Genomic DNA, 13517 nt, shown 5'->3' with positions numbered 1-13517 from the left:
TCTAAGAAAATAAAATTATGAGTATGCAATTATTTTTCCACTCCAACCTTCATTCAAGTAGCACAAATTGCTTTTTTGATAAGGAAGAAAGCCAACATATAGTAAAGGTACTGCGCAAAAAAGCAGGCGATATACTCCATATTACCAATGGTAAAGGACTTCTTTTTGAAGCAAAATTAGACTTTGCTACACCTAAACAATGTGAGGTGTCTATACTGAAATGTATTCCTCAGCTTCCCCGTCCTTACTACTTACATTTGGTGGTAGCACCTACCAAGATGAATGAACGTTATGAGTGGTTTTTGGAGAAAGCCACCGAAATAGGCGTTGATGAAATTACTCCTATTATCTGTGAACATTCTGAGCGTACCACTATCAAAGTAGAACGTTTTGAAAAGATACTCCTTTCAGCAATGAAACAATCGTTGCAATGCTATTTGCCTAAACTGAATGCACCTATTGCATCAGCTCAATTTTTCAAAACGATGCAAACAGATAGTTCAGCTAAATATATAGCTCACTGTCAAGAAAATGAAAAACGCTTGCTCTCTCGCGCACTCAAGTCCTTTCCTGAGCGTATTACTGTGCTTATAGGTCCTGAAGGCGATTTCTCTACTAATGAGATAAACACCGCTTTGCAACAAGCATTTGTGCCTATCTCATTAGGAGATACTCGCTTACGCACCGAAACAGCAGCCATAGTAGCGTGCCATACCGTTGCGGTAATAAATGAACTGACTAACATTAGTTCAACTTAATATCATCTTAGGTCTGTCGTTCCTTCGTCTTCTGTTCGTCATTCCTTCGTCTTCTGTTCGTCATTCCTTCGTCTTCTGTTCGTCATTCCTTCGTCTTTTGTTCGTCATTCCTTCGTCTTTTGTTCGTCATTCCTTCGTCTTTTGTTCGTCATTCCTTCGTCTTTTGTTCGTCATTCCTTCGTCATTTGTTCGTCATTTGTTCGTCATTTGTTCGTCATTTGTTCGTCATTTGTTCGTCATTTGTTCGTCATTTGTTCGTCATTTGTTCGTCATTTGTTCGTCATTTGTTCGTCATTTGTTCGTCATTCGTTCGTCATTCGTTCGTCATTCGTTCGTCATTCGTTCGTCATTCGTTCGTCATTCGTTCGTTCGTTTTTTTCCTATCTGCCTATGCGTCTCGCTCTATCTGCCTGTCGTGCTACGACCTCGCACCGTCTAAGAGATAAGTAAAAAATAAGATGAATTATAGTTATACTTCGTGTTCGCCTTTGATGTCTCTGTGCTCGTAATCGGCAATCATCAGTTTTTCGTAATCAGTCTTAGTACCTTTACCGAAACGTCTGCCAATATTGTCAAAAATAAGGTATACCAAAGGCACTACAATAAGTGTTAAGAATAATGAGGAAATAAGTCCACCTATAATTACAATCGCCAAACCATTGTTCACTTCGGCACCTGCTCCATTGGCAATAGCAAGCGGAATCATACCTGCTACCATTGCGATAGTCGTCATCAAGATAGGGCGTAAACGGGCGTGGTTTGCTTGTATTAATGCAGTTACAGTATCTTCCCCCTCTTGCTTGCGGTGGTTGGCGAAGTCTACTAACATAATCGCGTTCTTAGCAACCAACCCGATAAGCATAATGATACCTAAAAGAGTAAAGATATTAAGTGACATATTGGCTAATGCCAAAGCTACTAAAGCTCCAATGAACGAAAGCGGTATAGAGAACAATACCACAAAAGGTCGTGAAAAACTGTCGTATAACACTACCATTACCATATAAACTAAAAGAATAGCTGCAAAGAGTGATATAAACAAGGTGCCGAACCCTTCGTCTTGCATCTCTTGGTCACCTGTAAACACAAAGTGTACGTTAGCAGGTTTTTCTAATTGGTCTATCTTAGTTTTCCATTCTGAAACTATAGTACCTGTAGGACGACCTACCGATTGAGCTTGTACTGTTACCGAAGGAGATTTGTCATAACGTTCCAGCTGTGTAGGTCCTGAAGCGTAAGCTATAGTCGCAAATTGTGATAGTTTTACCTGTTGTCCCACTGAGTTGATAAACATCATATTTTCTATATCGTCTATAGACTGACGGCTACCTTCTTCAAACACTATGTTAATATTGTATTCTGAATCTCCTGTACGGAATTTACTGTCGTCATTACCATTAAAAGCGGTTCGCATCGTTCCCCCTACAGTAGCAATATTAAGTCCTAACATTGCCATCTTATCGCGGTCTATCTGTACATTTATTTCGGGATTACCAGATTCTGAGGAAAGCTTAATTTCAGTAGCACCTTCAACAGTTTTAAGAAGCTCAGCTGTTTTCTCAGCGTACTGTTGGGCTACTTCCACATTGTCAGAAGTAACTACCAAAGCAATTGGGGATTGTTCAGCTCCCATCATTCCTACCGGTACAGTCTTCACTTTAGCTTCTACTAAATACTGACTCAGTTTGCGTTTCAGCTTTGCCGCAATTACGTTAGTCGATTCATTACGTTCTTTCTTATCGATAATAGTAAGCTGTATTTCCGATTTGTAAGGGGTTGCTTGTGAAGCTCCCATACCACTGGTAGACTGTCCTACAGTAGTAATCATACTCTCTACCAAAGGTTTATTGGTACCCTCTACTTTTAAGCTACGAAGATAATTTTCAGCTTTTTGGGTCATAAAGTTAGTCTGCTCTAAGGAAGCATCTTTATTCAATTCAAACTGCACTAAAAACTTTCCTCTATCCATATTAGGCATAAACTCAGATCCGATAAATCCAGTAGGAATCAATGAACAAGAACCTACAAAAAGGAAAAATACCAAAATAATAGTTTTCCATTTATTGGCAAATACCCATACCAATAAGTCAGAGAAGAACTGTGTAAAGCGTTTGAGGTATCCTTCAAATCCTATGGTCATCTTTCCTAAAAATGAATTGGGATTTGCGTGCTCTAATTTTCCAAATCTAGAGTACAACCAAGGGACTACTGTAAAAGACATCAATAATGAAAGCATTGTAGCAATAGCTACAGTCAAACAGAACTCACGCAATACTTTTACTACAATAGCATTACCTAATGAAATAGGAACGAACACTACCACAATTACTAAGGTAATTGCCATTACAGTAAGCACAATTTCCTTAGAGCCATCAAAAGCAGCACGCACTTTATTCTTACCCATCTCCATATGGCGGTGAATGTTTTCTAATACTACAATAGCATCGTCCACCAAGATACCTACTACCATTGAAAGAGCTACCAAACTCATCAAGTTCAGTGTAAAACCAAAGAAATACATACCTATAAAAGTAGCAATGAGAGAAGTAGGTATAGATACCATTACGATAAGAGCATTACGTAGGCTGTGAAGGAAGAAGAACATCACTACTGCTACTAATACAATTGCCAATATCAAATCGGACATTACAGAGTTGGCCGCTTCCAAGGTAAACTCACTGGTATCTTCTGCTAATAGCATCTTTACACCTTCATTTTTATACGTTTGTTCTATTTGAGCCATTTTTTTGCGCACCAACTCACTCACCGATACTGCATTGGCATCGGTTTGTTTCAATACTTGTAACAAGAGAGTATTTTCTTGGTCTATACGCGCTATTTTGGTAGCTTCTTCTTCGGTGTCTTGTACATCAGCTACATCCGAAAGTCGTATCTCTACTCCATTCTGTGAAGCAAGTATAAGGTTGCGCAATTGTTCTACATCTTGTAATTTACCAAGCAAACGTATAGAAGTGCTATTCTCACGAGTTTTAATTTTACCCGCAGGAATTTCCATATTCGAAGCTGCAATCAATTGTTGTACTTGAGCAATAGAAAGACCATAACCTTCTAACTTCTTAGCATCAATGCTCACGCGTATTTCGCGTTTGCGACCACCTATTATATTCACTTGTGCTACTCCTGGAACACGTGATAACTCTGGCTGTATTTTTTTATCTACCAAGTCGTACAATTCTTGTGCTGATAACTTAGAAGTTACCCCAATAGACACAATAGGCAAATCGGAAAGAGAGAATTTACTCAATGATGGCTCTTTAGCATCATCGGGCAAATCAGCTCTTATTGCATTAATTTTGCGCTGTGCCTCATTAAGGGTGTTATCTACATTCGCATCGTTAGTAAGTTGTACTACTACCACTGAAAGGCTTTCGTACGAGTATGAATATATCTTTTTGATATTTTCCAAAGCCGAAACGGCATCCTCAATTTTCTTTGTCACGGTGCTCTCAATCTCCGAAGGAGAGGCTCCCGCATACACAGTAGAAATCGTAACTACATTCACCTCAAACTTAGGAATGAGTTCGTAGTTCAATAACTTATACGAATAGAAGCCACCAAGTAGCAACAACAAGAGCATCACAATAAGTACACTGGGACGCTTAATAGAAAGTTTAATTAAATCCATCTTTTGTTTGTTCTAAATCGGGGGCAAAGGTACGATAAAAAACTTAATAAACAAAAAAAGTTTCCATATTTTAGGAAACTTTTATTATGAGTAAGTACTTGAATAATTTGTGAAACTTACTGTTTTGGAGGATATTTTTCTAATATTTTATTTACGAAGTTATTAATAGCTTCTTCTTTGCGTTCCGTTGTTTGAGGTAGGTTACCTATACCTTTACCTTGCCAAATAAGTTCACGTTTATGAGCGTCTATAATTTCAATATAAAGAGAACCTTCTGTACTTCGAGCTACATTATAGGTTGCGCCTCCCCAAAAAGGCCCCCAACCCATTCCCCAGCCCCAATAGTATGGAGAATTGTTATATACATCTACATTTTCTTGTTCACGTGTAAAGATATTTACTAAAACGTCTGGTTTTTCAGAAAGTGTTATTCCTTTAGAAGTTAAATTACGCTCAATAGCTCGTAGAATACGTTTCTTATCCAAATCTGAGATAGGAACTTTATCAATACCTTCTTTAAAGAAAGCAAATGATTTGTATGCAGAAAAATCGGCCTGTTGGTCATAATCTGTAGCTACATATACACTAGCACAAGAACTAAGAACAACAGCCATAATTAGGAGTATAAAAAAAGTTGTTTTTTTCATATCATAAGTTATTTAAAAGGTTATAAATTCTTGTTTTATAAGCACAAAATCTATACCGTTTTATATTTTTCTATCCATTAATTGTAGGGCAAAAGTTTTGAGATATTCTCGTTTATCATCTCCTATAGTTATTTTCTCTAATATCATAAGAGCTTTTTGAGTATAATTTTCTATCAGCTGGCGAACTGCTTTATCTGCATTTGTTATCTGAAAAATCTCTCTTACTCTTGCTATTTTATTATCAACTTCATTTAAAGCATATGCTCTCAATAGTTCTTCACGTTGTTTTTCATTGCTTAGTGCTAAAGATTTTAAATAGAGTATAGTTTTCTTATTCTCTATAATATCACCTCCTATTTTTTTACCAAATGAAGCATCTCCAAAAGTATCCAAATAATCATCTTGTAACTGAAAAGCTATTCCTAAATTTAAACCGAAATTGTACATATTTATTTGGTTTTCCTTAGTGGTTTCAGAGATAATACTACCCATTTGTAAAGCAGCTCCTATAAGAACTGAAGTTTTATAAGAAATCATTTGCATATATGCCTCAATACTTACCTCTTGTAGCTTTTCAAAATCCATATCCATTTGCTGTCCTTCACATACTTTAAGGGCTGTTTCACTTAATGTTTTTACTAATTCTTGAAATATTTTTGAAGGATAATCCTCTAATAATTTATAGGCAATGATAAGCATAGCATCTCCTGAAAGTATACCTACATTTGTATCCCATTTTTGATGTACAGTAGGTTTGCCACGCCTTAGAAAAGCATTATCCATAATATCGTCGTGGATAAGTGAAAAGTTGTGAAAAACCTCTATGGCAGTAGCTGCATTAAGTGCTTTGTGATAGTCTTTACCAAAAATATCGGTTGCAATAAGGGTAAGTATAGGGCGAATACGCTTTCCCCCTAAGTTAAGAATGTACTGAATGGGTTCATAGAGGTGAATAGGCTCTTTGGGAGTAAATTTTTTTTCTATATGCTGTAAAAAAGCTGTTTTATACTCTTCAATGGGAAGCATAATAAATTATTATTAGTCTAGAAAGTTAATACTTGTCTGTTTTTTTATCCTTTTCTTAAAAGCTCTATTGCGTGATTACGAGCTGATTCACCACTATTTTTTCCTTCAAGCATTTCTGAGAGTTCTGAAATGCGTTCCTGTTCGGTGAGCATTTTAAGATGGGTAGTCGTCTTACCAGTTATATCTTCTTTAAACACTTTAAAATGATAAGCACCCTTAGCAGCTATTTGCGGTAAATGGGTAATAGCAAAAACCTGTCTGTTTTTGCTCATTTGTTTCATTATATCACCCATTTTTTGAGAAATTTCACCTGATACTCCTGTGTCAATTTCGTCGAACATAATAGTAGGGAGTGCTGTATGTGCTGCCATTATAGCTTTTACAGCTAACATTATACGCGACAGTTCTCCTCCTGAAGCTACTTTCTTTAATGGTCCAAAATCTCCTCCTTTATTGGCAGAAAATAAAAATGAAAGCTCATCATTTCCGTTATTAAAAAAATGTGAAGTAGGTGTTAGCTTGATATCAAAACGCCCATTGGGCATTCCTAATTCGTGCATAAAGCTCTCTAATTGTTTAGTGAGAGAAGGAACTACTTTTTCACGAGTTTTGTGTAATTCAGTTGCTTTTTTAGAAGTTTCTGCTTGATGTTTTGCAACTAACTCTTGTTGTTCTTTAAGGTCGAAATCTGCACTTTCAGTTTTAGAAACAGCCTTCTCTAAACGCTCTTGAATACTCATCAACTCTTCAACGGTTGTTACTTTGTGCTTTTGCTGAAGTGAGTAGATTTTATTGAGTTGCTTAGATATTTCCTCTAAATTTTCTGGGTCTGTTTCTATGTTTTCATCTATGTCTGCTACATCTCTACTCAAATCTTCTAAATCTAAGAAAGCTGAGTCAATGCGTTCATATAATTCGCGGTATTGCTGTTTGTATTCTGTAAGATTTGAAAAAGCGCGACGCAGTTCACGCAAATTATTCAAAATACCTATGTTTTCATCGTTGAGTAAATATAAACTTTCAGCTACATTTTCTTTTATCTCTTCGATGTTAGAGGCTTCTTCATAGCTTTCTTCCAATTCCTCCAAAATGCCTTCTCCTAAAGTAACCGATTTCAGTTCTTTGAGTTGGTGCAGATTGTAATCGTATTCTTTATTAGCTGTCTGTTGGAAATCTATGAGCTCTTGTAGTTTTTTTTGTTCGTTTTTAAGTAGTACTAAAAGACGTTGGTATTCCTCTAATAAAGATTTATTTTCAGCCATTGCATCTATAATTTCAAACTGAAAAGCTGTGTCACTTAAAGAAAGCGTCTGATGCTGAGAATGAATATCTACGAGTACTTCACCTAAACGTGAAAGCACGTCTAATGTTACAGGAGAATCATTCACGAAAGCTCGAGATTTTCCCGAAGGAAGAATTTCACGACGTATAATAGTTTGAGGGTCATAATCTATTTCCAGCTCATTGAAGAGAGATTGAAATTCATAATTTTGCAAAGAAAATTCGGCTTCAATTACACATTTTTCATCTTTATTCCTCAAAGCAGACATATCGGCACGTTTCCCCAATACTAAGGAAAGAGCGTCAAGCATTATAGATTTTCCTGAACCTGTTTCGCCTGTGATAATAATAAAGCCTTTAGGGAAGTCAACTTTTAGGTCATCAATTAATGCATAATTTTTTATAGATAGAGTGTTGAGCATATTCCTTATTTTATTTCATTCCACTTAGTTACTTGGGTGGGAGCTAATTTCATTAAGGCTTCTTTTAGCATTTTGGTATTAAAAATCATTCCACCTGAGTAAATAGAGGCAATTTCATCAGTTTTTGCATTAAAAAACAATATCATTGCATAGGAGCTCAACCGTAGGCTCGGTATTTTTTCAAGTAAAATAATAGCATTCTGGATAGCTTCTTTTCCGCCTTTCTCATTGGTGCTCATTATGTCTAAGCCCAAACGATGGTATTGGTATAAAGCTTTGTGATAATCAGTGTAATTTTCTGAAATGAGCTCATTTATTAACAAGAATCGGTTGTTTTTACCATTATCAGCCCAACCTGTATAACTACTGTTTTGTGCTATATTAGCAATTTGTTGTGCCTTTAAGAAATAAGGTCTCCCTGCATTTTCAGCAAACGTATCAGCATCGAACCCTAATAGCAAATAGGCATAGTAAGCTATTACCGACGTGAGGTTCGACTCAAAGGCATTTTCATTGAAGGTAAGAGGAGCAAACTCTTGATAGTCAAAAGCTACTTCTTTATCTTGCAAGTTAAATACAGGAGATTGATAAGCGGAATTGTATACAGGACGAGAAGATTGCACCAAAAGACTTGCTTCATAATGCGAATTTTCAAACTTATTAATCACCAGAGTAAAACTACAACGGATACGTTCGTTTTCGCGCACTTTTAAATCTGTCCAACGGGTTTGATTGATAAATTCTTGTAAAGATTTTTCTAAGGTCTTAAAGACTGAGCGATTACTTAAATTTACCTGTTGTGTATTAACGGTTACCAAGGCATTCAACTCTTGTGAGAAAGAAAATGAGCTGGCAATTAGGGCTAAAAAGAGTGTTATTTTTCTCATAATAATATGTGTCATATAATTATTTCCTATCTTCCCATTCTAATTAATACGGTATCTCTTCCGTAATTTCAAGACCGTAGCCTGACATTCCTACGTAATTAGAGGCATTTTTAGAGTTGGTAAGTAATCGAAGTTTCCTAATACCTAAATCGTTGAGTATTTGAGCTCCCATCCCAATATCTTTGGTATCTTTACCTACTTGAGGAAGAGGGTGCCCTGTTTGGTGTTCTTTGATTTCGGTAATGTGCTGTAACAACGTTTTCGAATAACCTTCTTTATTAATTACTATCACAGCTCCTTTGCCTTCCTCATTAATTTTTCTGAAAATGCGTTCAAGAGGGTTGTCCTTATCTCCTGCTATAACTTCCAGAATATCATTACTGATAAATGATGAATGAACGCGCGTAAGCACAGGTTCATCTGCTTTCCAAGTGCCTTGTGTAAAGGCTAAGTGTATTTGCTTGTTAGTAGTTTGTTCATAGGCGCGCAAGCGGAATTCTCCATAAGGGGTTTGCAACAAGAAATCTTCTTTCTTTATCACAAGTGTATCTTTGCGCATACGATAAGCAATAAGGTCTTCAATAGAAATGATTTTAAGGTCGAAATTCTTAGCTACTTCCACCAACTGAGGTAATCGTGCCATCGTACCATCTTCATTTAAGATTTCTACTAAAATACCCGCAGGTTTTAGTCCCGCAATACGAGTGAGGTCAATAGCTGCTTCTGTGTGTCCTGTACGGCGAAGCACTCCGCCTTCTTTAGCGCGTAAAGGGAATATATGTCCAGGACGCCCTAAGTCGAAAGGAGTGGTCTTTGGGTCTACTAATGCTTGAATAGTTTTTGCCCGGTCGAAAGCTGAAATACCGGTAGTACAACCCTGACCTTTCAAATCTACTGAAACAGTAAACTGAGTTTCGTGTAGTACGGTGTTGTTTTGTACCATCATCGGAAGGTCAAGCTCTGCACAACGTTTTTCAGTAAGAGGAGCACAGACTAACCCTCGACCGTTGGTAATCATAAAATTAATCATCTCAGGAGTTACCTTTTCAGCAGCAGCAATAAAATCGCCTTCATTTTCGCGGTTTTCATCATCTACTACTATAACGACCTTTCCTTTTTTTATATCTTCAACAGCATCTTCAATGCTGTTTAGTTTGATATTGTTCATCTTTATCAATTGATTTTATACAAAATGAACACGAGTGTATCACTCGTGTTAAAATTATAAATAGTTATTAATCTTCGTTCAACTTAAAAATTAACTGTAATACGAGCGATTTTGGCACTTTCCTCAATATCTCCTTCTGAGATATTATCGGTAAGGTCAAAAGCTGTTTTAAGAGCCGATTTATCAAAAGTAAAGTAGTAATTCTTTCCTTTTGGAGTAACCATTACGCTACTGATAGAGGGCTCAATTTCTAAATCGGGATATTTGCTCTTTACGTCTTTAAAAGTACTCTGTAACGAAATCCCTTTTTCGGTAGCGTATTTATCGCACAATATCAATACACTTTCTACTATTTTGTCCCCCTTATCATTGGTAGTGGGAGTAATTTCAAGAAGCTCTTTACCTTCTTTGTCTAAAATAGTAATGCGCTCAGCACTTGCATAACGCAACTCTCCTTCCATAGTCGAGTTTACTATGGAGTCCTTAGCAAAGATAGAATCTAACTTTTGTATGGGGGTGTCTTTTTGGAGGACTCCTACACTGTTATTAGTGATGAGGAACTCATTCTTTTTATTGTTACACGCCACAATAGTTAAAAGAACAGTAATGATGATAAAGTATTTTTTCATTATTTCTTGATGATTTTATTTAATATTCCTAAAACTCCTCTCACGAACGACGCACTTGTAACCATTTTTATCAAAGGATTAGTACCCGAACGCTTAGTAGTGGTTTTTTGTGTAGTGGGCTTAGGAGCAGAAGCTTTTTCGGCTTCCTTAGCTTCTTTTTGCTTCTCTTCCTCTTTCCGCACGTCCTCTATTTTCTTATTTAAGATTTCATAAGCGCTTTCACGGTCGATAACTTCGTTGTATTTGCGCACTAACTCCGAACGCCCTACCAACGCTTCAATTTCACTATCACTAAGGATATCCATTCTACTCATCGGTGCGCGCATCATTGTGTCTACCAATGGGGTAGGTATTCCTTTTTCGTTCAGTACTGTTACCAGTGCTTCTCCTGTTCCTAAGGAAGTAAGCGTATCGGTAGTGTCGTAAAATTCTGATGAAGGATAGTTCTCTGCAATCAGCTTAATGGCTTTACGGTCTTTAGCAGTAAAAGCACGCAGAGCGTGTTGTACCTTCATACCCAGCTGAGAGAGTATCGCATCGGGGATATCGGTAGGGTTTTGAGTGCAGAAAATAAGCCCCACACCTTTTGAACGTATGAGCTTTACAATGTTCTCTAATTGGTTGAGAAGCGTTTTGGAAGCCTCATTGAAAATAAGGTGCGCTTCGTCGATAAAGATAACCAACTTAGGTTTCGACATATCGCCTTCTTCTGGGAAAGTAGTGTAAATTTCAGCCAAAAGACTCAACATAAAGGTCGAGAACATCTTAGGACGGTCTTGAATGTCCGTAAGACGAATGATGTTTACATAACCTTCGCCCTGTGCATTGGTTCTCATTAAGTCAGCTGGTTCAAAACTGCGCTCGCCGAAGAAAAGTTCAGCACCTTGATGCTCTAATTCCACAATTTTACGCAAGATAGCACTTGTTGAGGACTTAGAAACCGCTCCGTACTCTTTCTCGAAGTCGGTCTTTCCTTCATCAGTGGCATATTGAAGTATTTTCTTTAAATCTTTTAGGTCTAACAAGGGTAGTGCGTGGTCATCGCAGTATTTGAAAACCACTGCCAAAACACCTTCTTGCACATCGCTTAGGTCTAAGATGCGTGAAAGTAACACAGAGCCAAATTCTGATACAGTAGCACGCATACGTACACCCTTTTGCTCCGAAATGGTCAGTAGTTCGGTGGGGAATGCCTGTGGTTGAAAGTCTAAGCCTATCTTACCTAAACGTTCTAAGATAAAAGGCTTTACTTCACCAGATTCAGCAATACCACTGAGGTCACCTTTTAAGTCCATTAGCAATACAGGAACACCTTTTTTAGAAAGGTTTTCGGCGATAACTTGCAGAGTTTTAGTTTTACCTGTACCCGTAGCTCCTGCGATAAGCCCGTGGCGGTTAAGTGTTTTTAAAGGTAAATTTACCAATACGTTTTCAATAGGTTGCCCTTCGTAGATAGCCCCTCCTAAGGTAATGTAATCACCTTTAAAGGAGTATCCAGCGAGCATTGTTTCTTTAAAAGAATCTATTTTAGCCATTTGTTATTAGTTTTAAGCTGTTAGTAGTGTTTTACTTATTCGATAGGTAGTTGGCATTTTCAAGGCACAAAGGTAGAAAAAAAAGTTGAAAAGCCAAAATTTATTAGGTAACAAATTTATTTTTAGTGCAATAAAAGGGTTTGTTAATAACCTTATGAGATTTACAGACTAAGAGCAAACAACGGTCTTTCCTTTCGTTTTATGTCGCTTTATTTCCCTCAAAACTACGGTTTTTCATTAACTCTTAACTCCTCATTTTTAATTATTTACATAGCTATTGTATACCAATCGTCCAAGATTCGTATAAGCTTCCTATAAGCTTCCTATAAGCTAAGCATACCCTCCTAATAACCTTTTTTCACCAAAATCTCCTTCAATCATCTTCCGAACCTCTCCGTTATCTTCCGTTTCTTCGTGACCCTATCACTAAGCCATCAATCTCCATTTGCTAATTTACTAATTTTTCACATTTGCTAATTCATTTTTTTTGCATACCTTTGCACTTGTAAGTAGACCGTAAGTTATGCAAATACCTAACACTTTTAACCTTAAAGTTCAAGCTGAAAAATATATTCCTATCCATAGTGAAAAGGAACTCATCAGTGCGTTACAAGAGTATCACAATCCATTTGTTTTAGGGGGTGGAAGCAATATGCTTCTCACTAAAAATATTACGCAACCTGTGTTTCACATTTTGCTTAAAGGCATTAGCACTGTAAAAGAAACTGATGAATACATATGGCTTAAAGCACAAGCTGGAGAGAATTGGCACCAATTTGTGCGTTATACCTTACAACAGGGCTATGGCGGACTTGAAAATCTTTCACTGATCTACGGTAATGTAGGTACTACTCCTGTACAGAACATAGGGGCTTATGGGGTGGAAATAAAAGATGTAATGGAGAGTTGTGAGACTATTGAGGTTCATACACTGCAAAAACGCATATTCACAAATGCAGAATGTGCTTTTGCTTACCGAGAATCTATTTTTAAGGGGAAAGAGAAGGGCAATTACATCATTACTTCGGTTACTTTTAAACTTACTAAAAAGAACCACCAATTGCACACGCAATACGGAGCTATTCAGCAAGTCCTTTCAGAGCGAGGAATTACCAAACCTACCCCCGAAGAGTTGTCCGATGCGATTATAACCATTCGCGAAAGTAAATTGCCCAATCCTAATGTTTTGGGTAATTGTGGCAGTTTCTTTAAAAACCCAATTATTCTAAAAACTGATTACGAAAAACTACAACAGCAATATCCTGAAATTCCTTCTTATCCAGTAAATGAAACCGAAGTGAAAGTGCCAGCAGGTTGGCTTATAGATCGCTCAGGACTCAAAGGTTATCGGAAAGGAGATGCGGGAGTGCACAAGCATCAAGCATTGGTATTGGTGAATTATGGTGAAGCTACAGGTGAAGAAATTTTAGCGGTGGCTAATTATGTAAAAGCTCAAGTGCAAGAAAAGTTTGGTATTGCCTTGGAGTTTGAAGTGAATATATTTTAATGAATATACTC

General features: G+C 37.1%; 10 protein-coding genes. 2 read left to right on the top strand and 8 right to left on the bottom strand.

From position 1 onward, the window contains the following. The first annotated feature begins 17 nt into the window (after nt 1-17). On the top strand, nt 18-758 hold the full coding sequence (locus ACSQ7D_RS08520; protein ID WP_437135946.1) for a 16S rRNA (uracil(1498)-N(3))-methyltransferase: 741 nt from the start codon (nt 18-20) through the stop codon (nt 756-758). A gap of 469 nt (nt 759-1227) precedes the next feature. Here ACSQ7D_RS08520 and ACSQ7D_RS08515 read toward each other — a convergent pair whose 3' ends face one another. From ACSQ7D_RS08515 to ACSQ7D_RS08480, 8 genes are all read right to left on the bottom strand, one after another. Beyond that, nucleotides 1228-4404 (bottom strand): efflux RND transporter permease subunit, encoded by a 3177-nt coding sequence (locus ACSQ7D_RS08515; RefSeq protein WP_437135945.1) that lies wholly within the window; start codon nt 4402-4404, stop codon nt 1228-1230. A 116-nt stretch (nt 4405-4520) separates the two neighbouring features. Further along, nucleotides 4521-5051 carry a DUF4136 domain-containing protein gene (locus tag ACSQ7D_RS08510; RefSeq protein WP_009418713.1) on the bottom strand — a complete coding sequence of 177 codons (531 nt, stop codon included), beginning with the start codon at nt 5049-5051 and terminating at the stop codon, nt 4521-4523. 60 nt (nt 5052-5111) lie between these two features. Continuing rightward, nucleotides 5112-6077: a polyprenyl synthetase family protein gene (locus tag ACSQ7D_RS08505; RefSeq protein WP_437135944.1), complete on the bottom strand. Its 966-nt coding sequence runs from the start codon at nt 6075-6077 to the stop codon at nt 5112-5114. Nucleotides 6078-6121: 44 nt separating this feature from the next. Further along, nucleotides 6122-7780: a DNA repair protein RecN gene (gene recN / locus ACSQ7D_RS08500; RefSeq protein WP_437135943.1), complete on the bottom strand. Its 1659-nt coding sequence runs from the start codon at nt 7778-7780 to the stop codon at nt 6122-6124. Nucleotides 7781-7785: 5 nt separating this feature from the next. Then, nucleotides 7786-8682, bottom strand: coding sequence for a DUF4835 family protein (locus ACSQ7D_RS08495; protein ID WP_437135942.1), 897 nt, complete (start codon nt 8680-8682; stop codon nt 7786-7788). A gap of 28 nt (nt 8683-8710) precedes the next feature. Beyond that, entirely contained in the window at nt 8711-9835 is a 1125-nt protein-coding gene (gene ribB / locus ACSQ7D_RS08490) for a 3,4-dihydroxy-2-butanone-4-phosphate synthase (RefSeq protein WP_437135941.1), read from the bottom strand. A gap of 83 nt (nt 9836-9918) precedes the next feature. Further along, entirely contained in the window at nt 9919-10464 is a 546-nt protein-coding gene (locus tag ACSQ7D_RS08485; RefSeq protein WP_009418708.1) for a hypothetical protein, read from the bottom strand. After that, nucleotides 10464-11999, bottom strand: a complete 1536-nt coding sequence (locus tag ACSQ7D_RS08480) for a helicase HerA-like domain-containing protein (protein WP_009411808.1) — start codon at nt 11997-11999, stop codon at nt 10464-10466. Before ACSQ7D_RS08480 ends, ACSQ7D_RS08485 begins: the two co-directional genes overlap by 1 nt. Before the next feature lie 523 nt (nt 12000-12522). Between ACSQ7D_RS08480 and murB the strand changes: the two genes are divergently transcribed. Continuing rightward, a complete protein-coding gene (gene murB / locus ACSQ7D_RS08475; protein ID WP_437135940.1) occupies nt 12523-13506 on the top strand; it encodes a UDP-N-acetylmuramate dehydrogenase in 984 nt (327 codons plus the stop codon). Nucleotides 13507-13517 lie beyond the last annotated feature (11 nt).

The organism is Capnocytophaga sp. G1920 (genome assembly GCF_051417515.1).
The sequence above is the reverse complement of the archived record's forward strand: the minus strand, read 5'-3'. Positions and strand labels throughout refer to the sequence as shown.

Bases quoted from the DNA above. Each gene is read 5' to 3' on its own strand.
- ACSQ7D_RS08520 (WP_437135946.1), top strand. From the start codon at position 18: ATGAGTATGCAATTATTTTTCCACTCCAACCTTCATTCAAGTAGCACA.
- ACSQ7D_RS08515 (WP_437135945.1), bottom strand. From the start codon at position 4,404: ATGGATTTAATTAAACTTTCTATTAAGCGTCCCAGTGTACTTATTGTG.
- ACSQ7D_RS08510 (WP_009418713.1), bottom strand. From the start codon at position 5,051: ATGAAAAAAACAACTTTTTTTATACTCCTAATTATGGCTGTTGTTCTT.
- ACSQ7D_RS08505 (WP_437135944.1), bottom strand. From the start codon at position 6,077: ATGCTTCCCATTGAAGAGTATAAAACAGCTTTTTTACAGCATATAGAA.
- recN (WP_437135943.1), bottom strand. From the start codon at position 7,780: ATGCTCAACACTCTATCTATAAAAAATTATGCATTAATTGATGACCTA.
- ACSQ7D_RS08495 (WP_437135942.1), bottom strand. From the start codon at position 8,682: ATGACACATATTATTATGAGAAAAATAACACTCTTTTTAGCCCTAATT.
- ribB (WP_437135941.1), bottom strand. From the start codon at position 9,835: ATGAACAATATCAAACTAAACAGCATTGAAGATGCTGTTGAAGATATA.
- ACSQ7D_RS08485 (WP_009418708.1), bottom strand. From the start codon at position 10,464: ATGAAAAAATACTTTATCATCATTACTGTTCTTTTAACTATTGTGGCG.
- ACSQ7D_RS08480 (WP_009411808.1), bottom strand. From the start codon at position 11,999: ATGGCTAAAATAGATTCTTTTAAAGAAACAATGCTCGCTGGATACTCC.
- murB (WP_437135940.1), top strand. From the start codon at position 12,523: ATGCAAATACCTAACACTTTTAACCTTAAAGTTCAAGCTGAAAAATAT.